At 72.9% G+C, this 17,918-nt stretch carries 14 protein-coding genes; 6 read left to right on the top strand and 8 right to left on the bottom strand.

The features are described 5' to 3' along the window. Positions 1–33 precede the first annotated feature (33 nt). Complete coding sequence (locus AB0J36_RS26775) at positions 34–363, top strand: NIPSNAP family protein (RefSeq protein WP_357119165.1); 330 nt, start codon at positions 34–36, stop codon at positions 361–363. Between the two features lie 45 nt (positions 364–408). On the opposite strand, the gene AB0J36_RS26780 is transcribed toward AB0J36_RS26775, so the two are convergent. The 3 genes from AB0J36_RS26780 to AB0J36_RS26790 form a co-directional block, all read right to left on the bottom strand. Beyond that, the gene (locus AB0J36_RS26780) at positions 409–1,602 is read right to left on the bottom strand and encodes an endo-1,4-beta-xylanase (RefSeq protein ID WP_357394210.1); all 1,194 of its coding nucleotides are present in this window, start codon (positions 1,600–1,602) and stop codon (positions 409–411) included. A gap of 301 nt (positions 1,603–1,903) precedes the next feature. After that, positions 1,904–7,366, bottom strand: coding sequence for a carboxyl transferase domain-containing protein (locus AB0J36_RS26785; protein ID WP_363661243.1), 5,463 nt, complete (start codon positions 7,364–7,366; stop codon positions 1,904–1,906). A gap of 404 nt (positions 7,367–7,770) precedes the next feature. Beyond that, positions 7,771–7,977, bottom strand: coding sequence for a hypothetical protein (locus tag AB0J36_RS26790; protein WP_355052696.1), 207 nt, complete (start codon positions 7,975–7,977; stop codon positions 7,771–7,773). A 230-nt stretch (positions 7,978–8,207) separates the two neighbouring features. Between AB0J36_RS26790 and AB0J36_RS26795 the strand changes: the two genes are divergently transcribed. Beyond that, a complete protein-coding gene (locus tag AB0J36_RS26795) occupies positions 8,208–9,035 on the top strand; it encodes a hypothetical protein (RefSeq protein ID WP_357170337.1) in 828 nt (275 codons plus the stop codon). 23 nt (positions 9,036–9,058) lie between these two features. Here the strand turns inward: AB0J36_RS26795 and AB0J36_RS26800 are convergent, their stop codons facing one another. The 5 genes from AB0J36_RS26800 to AB0J36_RS26820 all read right to left on the bottom strand — a co-directional run bounded on the left by AB0J36_RS26800 (position 9,059) and on the right by AB0J36_RS26820 (position 14,378). Next, positions 9,059–10,264, bottom strand: coding sequence for a low temperature requirement protein A (locus tag AB0J36_RS26800; protein WP_357119151.1), 1,206 nt, complete (start codon positions 10,262–10,264; stop codon positions 9,059–9,061). A 210-nt stretch (positions 10,265–10,474) separates the two neighbouring features. Further along, entirely contained in the window at positions 10,475–11,527 is a 1,053-nt protein-coding gene (locus AB0J36_RS26805; RefSeq protein WP_363661244.1) for a hypothetical protein, read from the bottom strand. A 249-nt stretch (positions 11,528–11,776) separates the two neighbouring features. Continuing rightward, positions 11,777–13,126: an NAD(P)/FAD-dependent oxidoreductase gene (locus AB0J36_RS26810; RefSeq protein ID WP_363661245.1), complete on the bottom strand. Its 1,350-nt coding sequence runs from the start codon at positions 13,124–13,126 to the stop codon at positions 11,777–11,779. 1 nt (position 13,127) lies between these two features. Next, on the bottom strand, positions 13,128–13,475 hold the full coding sequence (locus AB0J36_RS26815) for a TcmI family type II polyketide cyclase (RefSeq protein WP_357119142.1): 348 nt from the start codon (positions 13,473–13,475) through the stop codon (positions 13,128–13,130). Positions 13,476–13,568: 93 nt separating this feature from the next. Next, on the bottom strand, positions 13,569–14,378 hold the full coding sequence (locus AB0J36_RS26820; RefSeq protein ID WP_357394214.1) for a BTAD domain-containing putative transcriptional regulator: 810 nt from the start codon (positions 14,376–14,378) through the stop codon (positions 13,569–13,571). A gap of 436 nt (positions 14,379–14,814) precedes the next feature. Here AB0J36_RS26820 and AB0J36_RS26825 point away from each other — a divergent pair, with 436 nt between their 5' ends. The 4 genes from AB0J36_RS26825 to AB0J36_RS26840 form a co-directional block, all read left to right on the top strand. After that, positions 14,815–15,144, top strand: a complete 330-nt coding sequence (locus AB0J36_RS26825) for a TcmI family type II polyketide cyclase (RefSeq protein ID WP_357119136.1) — start codon at positions 14,815–14,817, stop codon at positions 15,142–15,144. Beyond that, positions 15,141–16,898 (top strand): acetyl-CoA carboxylase carboxyltransferase subunit alpha, encoded by a 1,758-nt coding sequence (locus AB0J36_RS26830; protein ID WP_363661246.1) that lies wholly within the window; start codon positions 15,141–15,143, stop codon positions 16,896–16,898. The genes AB0J36_RS26825 and AB0J36_RS26830 overlap by 4 nt, the downstream gene beginning before the upstream one ends. Next, positions 16,895–17,479: an acetyl-CoA carboxylase biotin carboxyl carrier protein gene (gene accB / locus AB0J36_RS26835; RefSeq protein ID WP_357394218.1), complete on the top strand. Its 585-nt coding sequence runs from the start codon at positions 16,895–16,897 to the stop codon at positions 17,477–17,479. Before AB0J36_RS26830 ends, accB begins: the two co-directional genes overlap by 4 nt. A 14-nt stretch (positions 17,480–17,493) precedes the next feature. Continuing rightward, on the top strand, positions 17,494–17,918 hold a 425-nt coding region (locus AB0J36_RS26840), incomplete at its 3' end, for a biotin carboxylase N-terminal domain-containing protein (protein ID WP_363661247.1).

The raw sequence follows: 17,918 nt of genomic DNA on the forward strand, positions 1-17,918 counted from the left end.
ACTGCCGGCCGCCCGGAGCTCTATGGTGGACCGATGATCACCTGCGTCGTGCACTACACCATCGACCCCGCGCAGATCGAGGCGTTCGAACGGTTCGCCCGCGCGTGGATGCGGCTCGTGGCCCGGCACGGCGGCGTGCACCACGGCTACTTTCTGCCCGCCGAGGGCGCCAGCGACCGGGCCGAGGCGTTGTTCAGCTTCGACAGCCTCGCGGCGTACGAGCGGTACCGCGCACGGTTCGGCCAGGACCCGGAGTTCGTCGCGGCCGAGGCGATCCGTGACGAGTCGGGTTGCGTGGTGCGCTACGAGCGGACGTTCATGCGTCCGCTCCTGCCCGATGACGACATGACGGTGGCCCGCTGACACGGGCCGTGCGGGGAGGGTGGACCCCGCACGACCCGTGCCGGTTCAGCGGTGCGGCCGGGGCGCGACGCGCGGCAGGACGTACGGCGGGCCGGCGAAGATCAGATCCGACTTCAGCTCCTGGTACGCCCGTTTGGGCTGGTAGTTCTCGTCGTAGATGGTGGCCAGGCCCTCGGGCGGGTCGTTGAACCAGTCCGGCACCCACGAGTACTTGTCGCTGAAACCCCAGACGGTGTACGACAGGCAGTCGCGTACGGCGAGGCACGCCTTCATCAGCACGCTGAAGTTGGCGGCCGACGCCTGCAACCGGGGATTGATCTCCTCGGAGTTGCCGGCCCGGACGCCCTCGGTCAGCTGGCTCCGGACGTCGACCTCGGTGAACGCGGTGGCCAGGCCGAGCGCGGAGAAGCGCTTCAGGGCGGCGGTCACCTGCAGGGTGTCGAAGTTGCCGTACTGGGTGCCCAGGTGGCCCTGCGAGCCGACGCCGTCGATCGGGACGCCCTTGGCGCGTAGGCCCTTGGCCATGTCGTAGACGAACTGCGTCTTGTCGTCGGCCGGGTTGCCCGAGCCGAACGCCTCGATGTTGTAGTCGTTGTAGAACAGCAGCGCCTTCGGGTCGGCGGCGCGGGCCCAGCGGAACGCGTCGGCGATGTAGTCCGGGCCCAGGTTCTGCGCCCAGAAACCCTTGTAGTGCAGCGTCGACGGGGTGTCCCAGGGGTCGCTGACCGCCTCGTTGACGACGTCCCACTGCCAGATCTTGCCCTTGAAGTGGTCGACGACGGTGGTGATGTGCTTGCGCAGCAGCTCGCGCAGCTCCTGCTTGCTGATGGTGCCGTCGGCGACGCCGCTGGTGAGCCAGGCGGGCAGTTGGTTGTGCCAGACCAGCACGTGGCCCCGGACGCTCTGGTGGTTGCGCTGGGCGAACTGGATGAGCTGGTCGGCGGCCGTCCAGTCGTAGGTGCCCCGGGTGGGCTCCAGGCTCTCCCACTTCATCGCGTTCTCGGCGGTGACCGAGGAGAACTCTGAGGCGGCGAGCTGGCGGTAGCGCGGGTCGTTGGCGTCGTTGAGGGCCTCTGCGTTGACCGCGGTGCCGATCTTCAGGCCGTGGCGCTGGCCGAGGGCCGCGAGCGTCTGGCTGGTCGGGTCGTACGGCCGGCTCGCGGTGGCCGGAACCGCGTTCAACGCCGCAGCGGTCGCGACGGCGACGACGCCGGCGCTGATCCACCGTCTTGGCTTCATCTGCCTACCTCTCGATAATGATCGACAAGTGTCGATCTTTGAAGGAAGGGTGCGGCCCGGGATGAAAGGGCGCGGGGAGTGGCTTCGAAGGACCGGAAACTCGTTCGAAACATTATGGCCGTCGATGGGCCCCGTCAACTCTGAAAACTTCCGGAAAATAGTCGGGTGAGCTGCGCGACTGTGGATAGTCATCGGATGAAAGTTTCGCCGCTGCGCCGAGCGGCAGGGCGTCAACGACAGCGGGGACGGCACCGACCCGGATGGGTCGGCGCCGTCCCCACTCAGCGGGACCGGCGGCGGATCAAGCGTTCAGCCGCGCCTCGATCGCCTCGATGACGCGCGGACGCAGCTCCGCGGCGCGGATGACGGCGTCCACCGAGCCGACCTCGACGGCCCGTTGGATGTTGTGCACCCGGTCGAACTCGGTAGCCACCTCGCCGAGCTTCTCCGCCCGCACCGAGGACCGCAGCTCGTCGAGCTCGGCCGTCAACGCGGCGCGCTCGGTGCCGGACGCGGCGGCGACACGGGCCTCCAGGGCGCGTACCCGCTCGTCGGCGGCCGTCCGGGCGTTGACGTCGGCGGAGAACACCACCGCGGCGGCGGGAGCGCCACCGAGCACCGAGGCGAACGACCCTTCCAACGCGAGCACCGTCATGCTCGGGTTCAGCGCCTTCGAGAACACCACGAACGCGCCGCCGTGGTACCGCGAGATCACGCAGAACACGATCGGGCCCTGGAAGTTGACGATCGCCCGGCCGATCTCCGCGCCGTACTCCAGTTGCAGCTTGCGCATCGACTCGGGCGAGCCGTCGAAGCCCGACAGGTTGGCCAGCACGACCAGCGGCCGGTTGCCGCTGGCCGCGTTGATGGCCCGCGCGGCCTTCTTCGACGAGCGGGGGAAGAGCGTGCCCGCCGTGTAGGTGTCCGGGCCGTCGGTGGGCGGGAACCCCCGACGCGGCACCGACCGGGACTCGATACCGAGCAGGCACACCGGGATGCCGCCCAGGTGGGCGTCCTGCACGACCGCCGTGTCGGCGTCGGCCATGCCCGCCCACCGCTCCAGCACCGGGCGGTCCTGGTCGGCGATGGCCCGCAGCACCGTCCGGATGTCGAACGGCTTCTTGCGGTCCGGGTTGGCCTCGGCGGAGAAGATCTCGCCGACCGTACGGAACGGGCTGCCCGCCACGTCGTGCGGGAACTCCGAGATGTCCCGGTCCACCGGGTCGGTGGTGGTCGCGCGACGCGGCGCGTCCTCGCCGGGCGCGACGTACGTGTGGTCGTAGTGGGCCATCAGCACGTCCCGCGCGGCGGTCAGGTTCGGCGCCCAGTACTGCGCCTGCCCGTTCGGACCCATCACCCGGTCGTACCCGCCGATGCCGAAGTTGTCCTCGGCGGAGACGCCGCCGGAGAAGTCCAACGACTGCTTGCCGGTGAGCACCATCGCCGAGTCCGGGGTCATCACCAGGACACCCTTGGTGTGCATGAGCATCGTGGCCTCGGCGTTCCAGTACGGCTGCGCGCCCACGTTGATGCCCGCGACCACGATGTTGATCTCACCGCCGGCCTGGGTGAACTCGACGATGCGCTTGAGCGCCGCCGCCACCCAGTCCATGTTCTCGGTACCCGAGGTCATCGAGATCCTGGCCCCGGCCGACAGCGCCCACCACTCCAGCGGCACCCGCATCCGCTCCGCCAGGTCCAGGGCGGCGATCACCCGCCGGCACTCCGGCTCGGACAGCGCGCCCAACGACTTCGTCGGGTCGCCGAGCAGCACGACCCGGGTCACGCCCTGCGGGTGTCGCTCGGTGGGCGCGGTGACGACACCGGCGACGATGGCGGCGCGGTTGCGCCCCTTGGGCCGGTCCACCGGCACCAGCACGTGCGCGTCGTCGAGGTCGTGCTCGACGAACTCACCGAGCCGACCGGTCAGCTCGTACGGGTACACCGTGTTGCGGCTGCTGGCCCGCAGCACCTTCAGCCGGTACTCGTCGAGCGGCTCGACGGGCTCGGCCGGCGGCTCGCCGACGGTCAGCTCCGCGCCGCCCTGGGCGTCGAACGAGATCCGTACGGCGATCTTGGTCAGCTCGCCGGTGCGGCGGTCGCGCTGACGCGCGATGAACAGGATCTCCTCCAGGCCGGCGCCCACCGTCGTCGGGCGCACCCGCCCGGCGATCATCTCCATCTCCTCGCGGGTCAGCTCGCTCGGCGGCCACACGTAGACGACGATCCGGTTGGTGGTGAAGCGCGTCTTCGACGGCCGGCGCGACTGGGCCCGGCGGATCGAGTCGAGGCAGGCCGCCACCGCGTCCTCGGCGGTGGGCAGCGCCACCAGCCGGCCGTCCTGCTCGCGCAGCTCGGTCAGGTCACGCACCTGGGCGAACGCCACCAGGCGCTCGTCGGCCGGGTTCTCCCGCGCCACGCACTGGAAGAGGTAGACCTCCTCGTCCGACGACGGCAGCCGGGTCAGGTCGAACTTGTGCAGCCGCTCCAACTGCATCCGCTGCGCGATGTACGGGTGCAGACCGCGGATCAGCCGGTCCTCGACCATCCCGGCGTCCGACGGGCGGAAGGTGAAGTGGTGGTGCATGACCGCCCCGCCGCGACCCGCGACGGTGGCGGTGAGCCGACGGACCCGCGCCGGCAACGGATGGGCGGCGAGCACGTCGCGCAGCGCGGCGGCCATCGCGTCGAAGTCCTCCGGCTGGTTCTCCCAGCCGAGGTAGATGTCGGCGTCGACGGAATCCTCGGCGCCGGCCAGCTCGGCGAGCCCGCGCAGCGCGTCGCCCAGCCCGTCGAAGCGGACGGCCGCGGAGACCACGGTGGAGTCCGCGCGCTCGGCGACCACGAAGGAGCAGTCGGCGACCTCGCGGGTCCGCACCCGGTTGAGCGCCTTGTTGCCGTAGTAGCGGCGGGTGAGCACCTCCAGCATGACCGTGTTGTCCAGGTGGTGCCGCACGAGGCGCTGGCCCAGCAGTCGGACCAGTGGCTCGGTGCTGCGGACCATCTCGGCGACGCGCTCGGCGCGGTCGGGCGAATCCGGGTGGGCGTCCAGGTGTCGCAGGTGGGCCCGTACCTGCGCGTAGACGCGGGCGCGGTTGCGGCGCAGCAGCGGCTGCGCGAACCAGGCGAACACCACGCCCCGGGCCAGGTCGGCGATCGCGGGGAAGCGGACCTGCGTCGCGGCCACCAGCCGCTCCAACGCCAGACCGGCGGGCTCGCGCAGCGACTCGTCCGGCGGCGTCTCGCGCAGCCACTCCCGCAGCAGCGACGCCACGACGGTGGCGTCGACGGACGCGCGCTGCTGGGCCAGGAAGATCCGGAACACCGCGGCTTCCAGGCCGGGGGAGCGCTCCAGGTCGGTCACGCCGTAGTGGCTGAGCGCCTTGGCGAGCTTGGCCTGGAAGGCGTCCGGCAGACCGGCCCGCTCCACGTCGAGGCTCTGCAGGTAGGTGTGCAGGTACTCCCGGTCGCTGCGCGCGTGCGCGCCGCCGTCCTCGCCGGTCGGCCGGTTGCGGCTCAGCTCGGCCAGGTCGGCGAACGCGTCGACGAGGTCCAGCTCGGCGGCCAGCGGCCGGTGCCCGTCCTCGGCCGCCAACCGGCGTACGACGAGATAGTCGTCGAGCACCCGCCGGTCGTCGTGCGGGTCGACGTCGAAGCCGAGCAGCAGGCCGCGCAGGTCCTCCTGACCGCGCCGGCTGCGCTCGTACGCCGACAGGCCGGCGTCGGCGGCGGGCAGGTCCAGCTCGACGGTGGGGCCGCTCGGGGCGGCCACGGTGTCGGCGGCCTCGTCGGCGACCGGCTCCAGCCGCAGCAGCGGCGCACCGGCCTCCACCTGGCTGCCCACCGAGACGGCGCACTCCTTGAGTCGGGCCCGGAACGGCGCGCGCAGCACCGTCTCCATCTTCATGGCCTCCAGCACCAGCACCGGCGCGCCCGCCTCGACCTCGGCGCCCACCTCCAGCGGGGTGGCGACGACGAGCGCGGGCATGGGGGAGCGCAGGACGCCGCCCTCGTCGCGGCTGACCCGGTGCGTCACGCCGTCCACCTCGACGAGGTGGGTCGGGCCGTGCGTGCCGGTGAGCAGCCGGTACCGGATGCCGTTGACGGCGATCTGGCCGGTGTGCCGGTCGAAGCGGTCCAGCTCGACGTCGGCCGTGCGGACGTCGCCGCCCGCCTCGATGCCGACACGGAACCGGTGCGCGCCGATCCGGGCCACCCGCAGCCGGTAGGTGACGCCGCGCAGCTTGAGGTCCAGCGGTCGGCCGCTGGCGTGCTGCACCTGCGGACGCCCACCGGCGGCGGTCGACAGGAGCCGCTGCCGCTCGGCGTGCTCCTCCTCCTCGTACGACTCGATCGCGGCGGCGGCCAGCGCGACCGCGGAGTGCCGGTGCGTGACGAGCCGGCCCTCGCCCCGGACCCGGTCGATCCAGCCGGTGTCGGCGCTGGCGTCGATGACCTCCGGCTGGTCGAGCAGGTCGAGCACGAAGCTCTTGTTCGTCGCGCCACCGTCGATGATGACGGTGGTGTCGGCCATCGCCCGCCGTAGCTTGCCCAGCGCCTCGTCCCGGTTCCGCCCGTACGCGATGATCTTCGCGATCATCGAGTCGAAGTCGGCCGGGATGGTGTCGCCCTCGCTGACGCCGGTGTCCACCCGGATGCCCGGCCCGGCGGGCAGGTCGAGCCGCGCGATCCGCCCCGGCGACGGCGCGAAGTCACGGTCGGGGTCCTCGGCGTTGAGTCGGGCCTCGATGGCGTGCCCGCGCTCCACCGGCGGGTCACCCACGAGCCGGCCGCCCGACGCGACGTGCAGCTGCGCCTTGACCAGGTCGAATCCGGTGGTCAGCTCGGTGATCGGGTGCTCGACCTGCAGGCGGGTGTTGACCTCCAGGAACGCGAACAGCCGGTCGCCGGGGTGGTAGAGGAACTCGACGGTCGCCGCGCCCCGGTAGCCGACCGCCACGGCGAGCCGCTCCGCCGACGTCTTCAGCTCGGCGGCCTGCGCCTTGTCGAGCACCGGCGAGGCCGACTCCTCGATGACCTTCTGGTTGCGCCGCTGCACCGAGCAGTCCCGCACGCCCAGCGCCCACGCGGTGCCCTGACCGTCGGCGATCACCTGGACCTCGACGTGCCGGGCACCGGTGACCAGGCGCTCCAGGAACACGATGCCGCTGCCGAACGCCCGCGCCGCCTCCTGGCTGGTGCGCTCGTACGCGTCGGCGAGTTCGGCGTCGCTGGTGACCACGCGGATGCCGCGCCCGCCGCCGCCGGCCGTCGCCTTGAGCATCAGCGGGTAGCCGATCTCGGCCGCTGCCGCCGTCGCGGCCTCCAGGCTCTCGACGGCGCCGCGGCTCCACGGCGCGACCGGCACGCCGACCTGCTCGGCGATCAGCTTCGCGCCGATCTTGTCGCCGAGCTGGCGCATGGCCTCCGGGCTCGGTCCGACGAAGGTGATCCCGATCTTCTCGCACAGCTCGGCGAAGGCGGGATCCTCGGCGACGAAGCCCCAGCCGACCCACGCGGCGTCGGCACCGGTCTCGGTCAGGGCGCGCTCGAGCGTCGCGAGGTTCAGGTACGGGCGCGCCGACGCGGGCCCGAGGTCGTAGGCGATGTCGGCCTCGCGCACGAAGGTGGCCGTGCGGTCGACGTCGGTGTGGAGGGCGACCGTCTCGATCCGGCTGCCCGTCTCCGCGGCCAGCTCCCGGACCGCGTGGATGAGCCGCATGGCGGCCTCACCACGGTTGACGATGGCGACGCGGTTGAACACCCGACTGACCCCTTTGGTAGACCATCTGTACGTGCCGAGACACGACGGCTCCCGGCAGTGATCACTTTTCCGGCTCGGAGCGGACGGCGCCATGGTGCAACGGCCGAACCAACCGCCGCTGAGTTGTAGAGACCCCACAAAACTTTTTGGCTGTCAGCGGCCGGGTGCCGGATAGATGTCCCCTCTTCGCGATGAACGCCCCGACATCACCTTTCGGCTCCTTCGCCCCATTGCGCCCGCCCTGGGCACCGCCCTCACCATCACCCGACCGCCGACCGCCGACCGCCGACCGCCGACCGCCGACCGCCGACCGCCGACCGCCGACCGCCGACCGCCCGCCCGACCCTGGGACGGAAAACGGCCCGCGCCCTACGCGGGCGCGGGCCGGGCGAACCGCCTTCGTCCTACTTGGACGGCTCGGGCAGCTTGCAGTCGATCTTGGGATTGGCCCCGATGTAGTTCAACGGTCCGGCCACGATCGTGACCAGGATCGTGCCCGCCTCGGCGCAGTTGGTGTCGTCGCCGCTGTAGTAGCCCCGCTGGCCGGCGGCGACCGCGCCGATCACCAGCCAGATAACGACGATGACTCCGAGTATCGAGGTGCCGCGCATCGCTGCCTCCTGAAGGAATGTGGTGGAGCTGAGGTGCACGCGTTGTACCCAATCGGGTCGCGCCGCTAACGGTGGACGCGTCGTACCCCCGCCGCATCGTCCGTCCGGCCGATGCCGGCATCGGCCGCCCGCACGAGGTCTCCGCGCGCGGCTATCGGATCGCCGACCGACCCGGCCGCCGCGCGGGGCATCGGACGTAGAACTGCCTCACGGCCCGCCGAGGAGGACCCATGGACGTCCCGACACCATCGCTCTACGTCGACCGCCCCCACGACGTCGCGGTCGCTGCCCGCGCGCTCGCCGGAGGCGCGGTCGTCGCGGTGGCGTTCGCCAACGTCTACGCCCTCGTCGCCCGCCCGGACCCGGCCACCGTCCGTCGGGTGAACCTGGCCAAGGGTCGGGCCGTCGACCAGGTCGGCAGCATCACCACCGCGATCGGACGTATCCCGGGGATGTTCGACTGGTCCCGCATCTCACCCCGGTTGCCGGTCGGCCGGGTGCGGGCCCTGATGGACGCCCTCTACGGTGCCGGGCCGTTCGGCTTCCGGGGTCCGGCCGCCGACCGGTTGCCCGACCACCTCACCCAGGTCGACTGCGGACTGCGGACCGCCCAGGTCATCGCTCCCGGCCTCACCTGTCCGTCCAACACGTTCTTCGAGCGGGCGCTCGCCGAGACCGGCACCGACCACCTCTACATCACGTCGGCGAACCGGTCCCGGCACCACACCGGCGCCGCCGACGAGCCGGCCCACTGGAAGGCCGGCGCGCTCGCGGCCGACTTCGCTCACCTGCGCGACCTGGTGGTGCTCGCCCACCCGGACGAGGCGGTGGCCCGCGCTGCCTACCCGGGCTACCTCACCACCTCGGTGACCCTGCTCTCCTTCCACGCGCCGGTCGGCGAGCTGGAGGAGCCGCCGGTGCTGACCGTGGACCGGCACGGCTCGCTGCACGTGGACGACGTCCGCCGGGCCGCCGTGCCGCTGGGCCTCCAGGTGCGCCTCGGCAACACCGCCGGGCAGCGGCTACAGGCCCGGGGGTACGCGGGCGCGCTGGTGTGACCGCCCGCCGGCCGGCGGCTGGTTCAGTGCGGCGGTGCGGGGGGCTCCGGCGGTTTGCCGTGGCTGCGGAGGTGGTCCGCGTAGGCGACCCCGGCCAGCACCAGCAGCGCGCCGAACGAGGCGGCCAGCGGTGGCAGGTACATCACCACGGGCGCGATCGTGAGCAACGCGAGGAGCCCACCGGGGCGGGACGGCGACACCCGACTGAACACCTCGTACTCGAACGAGGACCGGCCGACCAGGAACAGTGCCGGGCCGCCGAGGATCACCGCCACCCAGGCCGGCGGCGTACGTCCCGGGTGGTCGTGCAGCACCAGGTCGAACCCGGCGGCCGTGGTCACCACTCCGGCGATCATCAGCAGGTGGGTGTACGGGGCGGTGAACAGGAACTTGGCCGGCGCGCCGGACATCTTGATGGCCGTCGGCAGCAGCTGGCCGGACTTGTGGACGTAGATCCGCCAGAGCAGCAGCGTGGTCCCGAACGCCACCGCGAACGAGGCGATGTTCTGGGCCTCGGTGTGCGCCAGGTTGAACATGGTGCCGATGGTCAGGATGGCGTCGCCGAGCGCGATGATGAAGAACTGCTGGTACCGCTCGGACAGGTGCTCGGCCGTGACGTTGCGCTGCGGCTCCGGCACCACCCCCAGCCCCGGCACCGGGTACGCGAGCCGGAAGCCGGTGTAGTCGATGGCCAGCGCGATGGCCCAGCACGCCAGCCGGGCGTCACCGGCGACGAACGCGCCGATGATCCAGGGGATCGCCGACACGACGAACCAGGTGAAGATGCGCAACGCCCGGCGCTGGGTCTGTGGTTGGCGACGCACGGCCGGCATCAGGAACAGCCCGCGCCCCAGGTGGATGGCCACGTACGTGCCGGCGAAGACGATCCCGCGCGCGTTGAACGCCTCGGGGATCGCGGTGGTCATCAGCAGCGCGCCGAACATGACCGAGGCGATCAGCAGCTTGATCTCGGTCCGTTCCGGGTCGTACAGGTCGGTGACGAGGGTGGTGATCGCCCACGTCCACCAGACGGCGGCCAGCAGGATCAACGCCTGTCCGGCGCGGTGCCAGTCGAGCTGGTCGACCATGCCGCGTGAGATGAGCGCGAGCGCGACCACGAACACCAGGTCGAAGAAGAGTTCGAGCAGAGTCACCCGGCGGGGGGAATCCGGGTCGCGTACCGGTGGTCGCGTCCTGCCAGGCCCGGGCTCCGGCGCGGAGAACTGCACGCTCGCTCCTGCGGTGCCGGTCGACGTGGCGGACCGTCCGGCCCACCCCGACCGACGCTAGCCAGCGGCCCACCCCGCCACCTCGGGATTCGTCCCACCGTCCCCCGACCGGGCGGTTGGTCGACCCGCGTCCCGGCCTCCGTCGGGCGCGCTCGGAACGAGCGAACCCCCGGACGTCCGCGCGGACGTCCGGGGGTTCACGGTGGTGCGTCAGCCCTGGTCGCCGCCGGGCAGGACGGCGCTCGCCGCGTCGCCGGCGCCGGCCAGCACCCGAGCCTGCTGGGGCCAGGTGGCCAGCGCGGGCGCGGCGCGCAGGCCGGCGGTCCGGATCAGGTCGCGCAGCGCCGGCTCGTCCAGCTCGCCGAGCTGGCGGTAGGTGCGCACGCCGGCCGCCTGCAACGCGGCCGCCATCTTCGGCCCCACACCCTGGATCCGACGGAAGTCGTCCGCCGGGCCCGTCGGGTCGGTGTCCGCCGGGCCCGTCGGGTCGGTGTCCGCCGTGGCCGCCGGGATCGGCGGGGCGTCCGTCGCGCGGACCGGCGGCGTGGCCCGCGCCGGCTCGGCCTCGTCGACGTCCACCGCCGGCAGACCGGCCGCGACCGCCGGGGTCGTGTCGGCCGGCGTCGTCCCGGTGTACGCGCTCTCGGCGGGAACGGCCTCGGCCTGCTCGTCCGGCGCGGCCGGGACGGTCTCGGCCGGGGTGGCGTCGATCGGCTCGGCCGGGGTGGCGTCGGCCGGGGTGGCGTCGACCGGCTCGGCCGGCGTGGTGTCGACCGGCGTGGCGTCGATCGGCTCGTCGGACGGAGTGTCGTTGCGGTCGTCCAGCGGCTGACGTGGGGCGACCACCGTCGCCGGGGCGGGCTGCTCGTCGACCGTGCCCGGCTCGTCGAACGCGGCGGTCCGGTCGTCGGCCGGAACGGCCGGCGGGGCTTCGGTGAGGGCCATGTCGCCGGGGTCGACGGCGTCCGGCGCGGAATCGTCCGACGTGGTCACGGTGGCCGGCGCGCTGACCGTGTCGACCGGGGCCGGCTCGTCGGCGACCGCCGCGGGCGGGGAGTCGATGCTCGCCGCCGGCCGGGCCTCGTCGGTCATGGCCGGTGGCTCCGGGCTGGTGACCACGGCCAGACCGGCGACGGGATCGCCGTCCACGATGGGCCGTGCGGCGGCCCCCGCGCCCTGCCGGCCGCGCAGCAACCATCCGGCGGCCAGGCCCAGCAACACCGCCACGACCACTATCAGCGAGTGTCCGATAGACCACTCCACGGCGAACCTCCCTCTCACCTCGTCGAGAAAGTCACGAGAAAAACTCGCCGCAGCTTCGCACACGCGATCGGACGACGACAGACAGGACCGGTCGTACGGCGCGCGCCGACGCCCACCACCTCGCGGGGTGCCCGACGGGTGACGCAGCGTCGCGCCCACCAGCGCCGACGTCGCGACCGGCGCCCGCCGGGCACGAGGCGACCCGGGTACGACGCTCGCACGTCGTACCCGGGTCGGTGGGTGCCGCGGTCAGTCCTCGTCGCCCTCGTAGGTGTGGAAGTCGTCGACGAAACGGCGTCGCAGTGGGGGCACCCGACTGGTCACTCCGAAGTAGCCGCGCGCGCCGAGCAGGGCGAGACGGCCCACCACCGGGCGGTACATCCGGTCCTCGCCGTTGGTGCCGCTGCGGTTCAGTGATTCGGCGACCCGTGCGAAGCCGTACGGCACCATGGCGGCTTCGTAGTCCGCCACGGCCTGCACGAGCGTCTTGTCCCCGGCGACGGCGCTGGTGAGGTGCTGGCAGAGCAGGCGGGCGTCGCGCAGCGCGGTGTTCGCCCCCACCCCGCGCCCGGGGGTCATCGTGTGGATGGCGTCCCCGAGCAGGGTGACGGTGCTGCTCTTCCAGGGTGGCGTCGGCTCGGACGTGCTCACCCTGATCGGCAGGACACTGCCCGGGTCGCTGACCCGCAACAGTTCCCGCAGGTCTGGGTGCCAGTTCGGGGTCAGGTCCAGCGCGACCCGCTTCAGGTCCTCGCCCCGGCGCTCCAGGACGTCGGACGGGAACCGACGGGCGGTGCTCCAGATGATGAGGTTGATGTAGTCGGCGCTGGTCTGCTCGGACAGGCCGGACCAGGCCCGCAGCAGGGCGGCGTCGTCGTCGCCGACCCCGGGCTTGATCGTCCGGTTCGCGTCCCACTTGAACTCCATCACGTGCAGCACGCCCATCGTGCCGCCGACGCCGAAGATCAGCGAGATGCCCTTGGCGACGCGCTCGGGCACGAGACCGCGGGTCTGCGCGGTCAGCGGGATGCGCGTGGCGATGTTGATCGTCCCGGCGTCCCGGATGACCGCGTGCGGCAGGTACTGGTGGCGGACCGCCGAGTGCGTGCCGTCCGCCGCCACCAGCAGGTCGCCGGTGGCGGTGGTCCCGTCGGCGAAGTGGGCGGTGACCGTGCCGTCGTCGTGCTGCTCGTACCGGACGAAGGTCTTGTCGAAGTGCACCACGTCGGCCAGGCCGGTCAACAGCACCTGGCGCAGCACCATCCGGGCCACCGAGTGTTCCGTCCGCACGGGATCGACGGCCGGCCGCAGCTCGAACGACGCGGTCTCGCGCAGCCGCTGGGTGACGACGTTGAAGTAGCTCGGCGGCCGGGCGCAGGTTGCCAGGAACGTGGCGAACAGTTGAGGTGGCAGGCAGTCGCGCAGTGCCCGGCTGCCGGTCGGACCGATGCCCACGCGGTATCCGAGCAGCCCTTCTCCGCTGTGCCGATGCCGCTCGTAGACGGCGACGCTGATGCCGGCGCGGCGCAGCCCGTGCGCCAGGCACAGGCCGCCGGTGCCGGCGCCGATGACCAGGACGTGCGGTCCCGTGGTGGACATGTCAGCCGGCCGGGTGAGGCGCCGCCGCGTCGGCCGCGTCCCAGCGGTAGAAGCACTCGGCGATGGCGTCCTTCGGGGAGCGCCAGGTCGACAGGTACGGCGAGGTGTGCGCCGCGAGCCTTTCGTTGACCTGCTGGAACAGCGGATGGTTACGGGCGGCGGCGAGGGCGCCCGGATTGACGTCCGAGGTCTCGATGACGTGCACGAACACGTCGTGCAGGCCGTACAGGGACCGGTGCGTGACGCCGGTGAGGCCGGGCAGTTCGGTGGCGTCGGACTCGGCGAAGATCTGGGCGACCCGCCCCTCCGCGCCTGGGATGATCCGGCTGACGATCAGTAGACGACTCATGGGACCCCTTCCGCCGGTGGCCGATCCCGACCCGCAGGCCGGTGGTCACGTGCTTGATGCGGTCACCGTGCCGCAGGCCGTGTCACGTCACCGTCACGTGTGCCGACCGGCCGGTGACGGCCGTACGGCGGTGTCCCGGCCGGCGGCGGGGCGGGTGGCCGCCCGGATCGGGGCGAGCGTGTCGTCGAGCAGGGCGCTCATCGCCGGGCTGGGTTCGAGGCGCAGCTCGCGGCGCAGCAGGTCCCGGTAGACGTAGAAGGCGTGCACGGCCTCGAACGCGTTGCCCTCCGCGAGGTGGATGCGGACCACCAGCCGGTGCGGTGTCTCGCGCAGCGGTTCGGCGGCCATCGCTTCCAACGCTGCCTCCAACGCCTCGCCGTGCCGCCCCGCGGCGAGGTGCTGGGCGGACACCTGCTCCAGCATGTGCAGACGCAGTTGCCGCAGCCGTTCCCGGTCCAGCAACACCCAGTCGTCGTACCAGCCGGGCAGCAGGTCGTGCCGGCCGGCGGCGAGCGCCCCGGCGGTGGTCCGCGGGTCGTCGCCGTTGCGGACGCGCTCGGCCGTCCCGACGAGGTCGTCGACGTCGAGGCGGACGGCCGGGGCCAGCCGGACGGTGTCGCCGGCCACGACCATCGGGCAGCACGGGTCCTGCCGCAGCCGCCACAGCGCGGTCCGTAGCGACGACAGCGCCCGCTCCTCGGACACGTCGGGCCAGAGCAGCCCGGCGAGTTGGCTGCGGGTGGCGCCGGGGCGCAGCCCGATCAGGGCGATCACCCGTTGCAGTCCGCGCGGCACCACGATGTGCGCGGTGGCGTGCAGGAGGCGGAAGCCGCCGAGCAGGTGCAGCGCGAGGTCACCCTCGCCGGGGCCTTCGGCGGTCGGCACGGACGGATCAGCGGCCACGGCGGCACCCCTCTGTGGAACGCTCGTCCCGACTGTCTGCTGTGTCCCGGATCGGCTGCCCGCGTCGCCACCGTCGGCTCCGTCGATGGAATCCGACCACGGCTGTCCACGCGCGGCGTCACCCGCCGGAGCCGCCGGGCTGACCACCGTGAAGATTATCAATTACGGTCACGGTGAGTCAACGCCCATGTTGGCCCAATCTCGCCCATGAAATCGGTTCTGAACTGCAAAAACATCGATCATTCGAGGCGGGCTGCACATGGGACGCATAGCTCATACACAGGTTGCGTCAACGCAGCGTCACCGTTTGGCGTCGCCGGTCGATCCGTCGCGGTGACGCCGCCGTGACGACGACTGCCGCATCGTGGCGGCAGTCGTCCAGCGCGTCCCCGGGGCTCATCCGGCCGACCCGGACGCCGTGGGGGGAGGCCCAGCCATGGACCGATCGCTGATCATCGCGAAGGTCGTACCGACCGCGCAGGAGCAGGTCGCCGAAATCTTCGCCGAGTCGGACGCGACCGAGCTACCGCGCCTGGTCGGCGTCCGGCACCGCGCGCTGTACCGGCTGCACGACCTCTACGTGCACCTGCTCGAGACCGAGCAGCCGGCGCAGCCGGCGGTCGAGGCCGCCCGGGGCCACCCCGAGTTCATCCGGGTCAGCGACCGGCTCCGGCCGTACGTCTCGCCGTACCTGCCGACCTGGCGCTCCCCGCGCGACGCGATGGCGCGCTGCTTCTACCGGTTCGACGCCGGAGGGCGCTCGTGACCGCCGCCGCGGGGCAGGAGGAGCAGCTCTGGTCCCGCTGCGCCGGCTGCGCGAGCCTGCTCTACCGCAAGCGGCTACGCCGCAACCTGGACGTGTGCCCGGAGTGCGGGGAGCACTCCCGCCTCGGCGCGCCGGAGCGGCTGCGGCAGCTCGTCGACCCGGGCTCGCTGCGCCTGCTGCCCGACCGGATACCCGAGGCGGACCCGCTGAACTTCGTCGACGTGCTCCCGTACCCGCACCGGCTCACCGCCGCGCGGGCCGCCACCGGCCTGCCCGAGGCTGTTCTCTGTGGCACCGCCACCATCGGCGGGCACCCGGCCGCCCTGGCGGTGATGGACTTCCGCTTCCTCGGCGGCAGCCTCGGCGCCGCGGTGGGCGAGCTGATCACCCGCACCGCCGAGCGGGCGCTCGACGACCGGGTGCCGCTCATCCTGGTCACCGCGTCCGGCGGCGCCCGGATGCAGGAGGGCGCCCTGTCGCTGATGCAGATGGCCACGGTCAGCCAGGCGATCGCCGCCCTGCGCGAGGCGGGCCTGCTCACCGTCAGCGTGCTCACCGACCCGACCTACGGCGGCGTGGCGGCATCCTTCGCCACCAACACCGACCTGGTGCTCGCCGAGAGCGGCGCCCGGATGGGCTTCGCCGGTCCACGGGTGATCCGTCAGATCACCGGTCGCGCCCTGCCGGAGGGGTTCCAGACCGCTGACTTCCTGCTGCGTCACGGGCAGGTCGACATGGTGGTGCAGCGCCGGTCGTTGCGCGGTCGGCTGGCGGCGCTGCTGGCCGCGGCCCGCACCGGCCGTCCGGCGCGGGCGTCCGTACCCCGTCAGGAGCCGGCGCGACACCACGAGCGTCTGGTGGACGCGGTCCCGCCGGCGGTGGCCGACGGGCAGCGACCGCCCACGGCGGCGGCCGACGACGGCACGCAGCCGGCGGTACGCGACGCGTGGGACACCGTGCGCACGGCCCGCCACCCCGGCCGACCCACCACCCTGGACTACCTGGACTCGGTCTTCGACGGGTTCGTCGAGTTGCACGGCGACCGGCTCGGCGGGGACTGCCCGGCCATCGTGGGCGGGATCGCCCGCCTGGCCGGGCGGCACGTGATGGTGATCGGCCACCAGAAGGGGCACACCACCGCCGACCTGGTCGCCCGCAACTTCGGCATGGCCAGCCCGGCCGGGCATCGCAAGGCGTTGCGGCTGATGCGTCTCGCCGCGCGACTCGGCCTGCCGGTGGTCACCCTCATCGACACGCCCGGCGCGGACCCGGGGATCAGCGCCGAGGAGCAGGGGCAGGCGGCGGCGATCGCGGAGAACATCCTCACCCTCACCGTGCTGCCGACCCCCGTCGTCACGGTGATCACCGGCGAGGGCGGCAGCGGCGGCGCGCTGGCCCTCGGCGTCGCCGACCGGGTGCTGATGCTCCAACACGCCGTCTACTCGGTGATCAGCCCGGAGGGCTGCGCCGCCATCCTCTGGCCGGACCGCTCCGCCGCCCCACAGGCGGCCCGCGCGCTGCGGCTGACCGCGCCCGACCTGTGTCGCCTCGGCGTCGTCGACGAGATCGTCTCCGAGCCCGCGACGGCCGCCCACGACGACCCGGCGGAGACCGCCCGGCGGCTGCGCGCCGCCCTGCTGGCCAATCTGTTGCCGCTGCTGGACGTTCCGCCCGCGATGCTGGTCCGCCTGCGACGGCAGCGCTTCCGTCGGTTCGGCGCCACCCGCGCCGGCAACCAGGCGGGTGCCCGATGACGGCCGGCGCGACGGTGTCCACCGCCGACGGCCCGAACGGCCGGGCGGACGTCGACGGGCGCGTCCGGGCGGACGGATCCCAGGGATCCGACACGGACGGCGAGGAGGTGCTGGCCGGGCTACGCCGACAGGCCCGGCACCTGCTCGCCGAGCTGGCCGGGCCGGTACGCCGGATCCGGCTGCGCAGCGGGGCGACCGTGCTCGAGATCGAGTGGCATCCGGACGAGCCGGTCGGCGGCTCGGGCGTACCTGCGGCCCTGCCGGTGGCCGCCGCCACGCCGCCGCCGACCGCGGCCGCGCCCGGTCCGCCGGCCGCGCTGATCCGCCCCCCGGTTCCGGGCCGCGCCGCGATCCGGGCGCCGATCGTCGGCACGTTCTATCGCGCGCCGGAGCCGGGCGCTGGGCCGTTCGTCGCGGTCGGCGACCTGGTCCGTCCCGGTCAGCCGGTGGCGATCGTCGAGGCCATGAAGTTGATGAACGAGGTGAGCGCCGACCGGGCCGGCCGGGTGGTCGCGATCCTCGTCGAGGACGGTCAGCCGGTGGAGTACGACCAGCCACTGGTCGAGCTGGATCCGGCCTGACGGCGGGGGTGGCGATGTTCGAGACCGTTCTGATCGCCAACCGGGGCGAGATCGCCCTGCGGGTGCTGCGGGCCTGCCGGGAACTCGGCGTCCGCACGGCGGTGGTCTACTCCGCCGCCGACGCGGACTCCGCAGCCGTCCGCCTCGCCGACCAGGCCGTCCGGATCGGACCGGCGTCCAGCCGGCGCAGCTACCTCAACGCCGCCGCGATCGTGGAGGCCGCCCGCCAGGTGGGCGCGCAGGCCGTCCACCCCGGATACGGGTTCCTCTCCGAGGACGCCGACTTCGCCGAGATCTGCGCGGACAACGGGCTGACGTTCATCGGGCCGCCGCCGGCGGTGATGGCGGCGCTGGCCGACAAGTCCTCGGCCCGGGCCCTGATGAGCCGGGCCGGACTGCCGCTGCCGGCGGGCAGCGTCGCGCCGGTGGCCACCGCCGC

Origin of the sequence: Micromonospora sp. NPDC049662, assembly GCF_040675055.1 — a bacterium.
GTDB lineage: Bacteria > Actinomycetota > Actinomycetes > Mycobacteriales > Micromonosporaceae > Micromonospora.

Coding starts and splice junctions, on each gene's coding strand:
- AB0J36_RS26775 (WP_357119165.1), top strand. CDS start 34: ATGATCACCTGCGTCGTGCACTACACCATCGACCCCGCGCAGATCGAG.
- AB0J36_RS26780 (WP_357394210.1), bottom strand. CDS start 1,602: ATGAAGCCAAGACGGTGGATCAGCGCCGGCGTCGTCGCCGTCGCGACC.
- AB0J36_RS26790 (WP_355052696.1), bottom strand. CDS start 7,977: ATGCGCGGCACCTCGATACTCGGAGTCATCGTCGTTATCTGGCTGGTG.
- AB0J36_RS26795 (WP_357170337.1), top strand. CDS start 8,208: ATGGACGTCCCGACACCATCGCTCTACGTCGACCGCCCCCACGACGTC.
- AB0J36_RS26810 (WP_363661245.1), bottom strand. CDS start 13,126: ATGTCCACCACGGGACCGCACGTCCTGGTCATCGGCGCCGGCACCGGC.
- AB0J36_RS26815 (WP_357119142.1), bottom strand. CDS start 13,475: ATGAGTCGTCTACTGATCGTCAGCCGGATCATCCCAGGCGCGGAGGGG.
- AB0J36_RS26825 (WP_357119136.1), top strand. CDS start 14,815: ATGGACCGATCGCTGATCATCGCGAAGGTCGTACCGACCGCGCAGGAG.
- accB (WP_357394218.1), top strand. CDS start 16,895: ATGACGGCCGGCGCGACGGTGTCCACCGCCGACGGCCCGAACGGCCGG.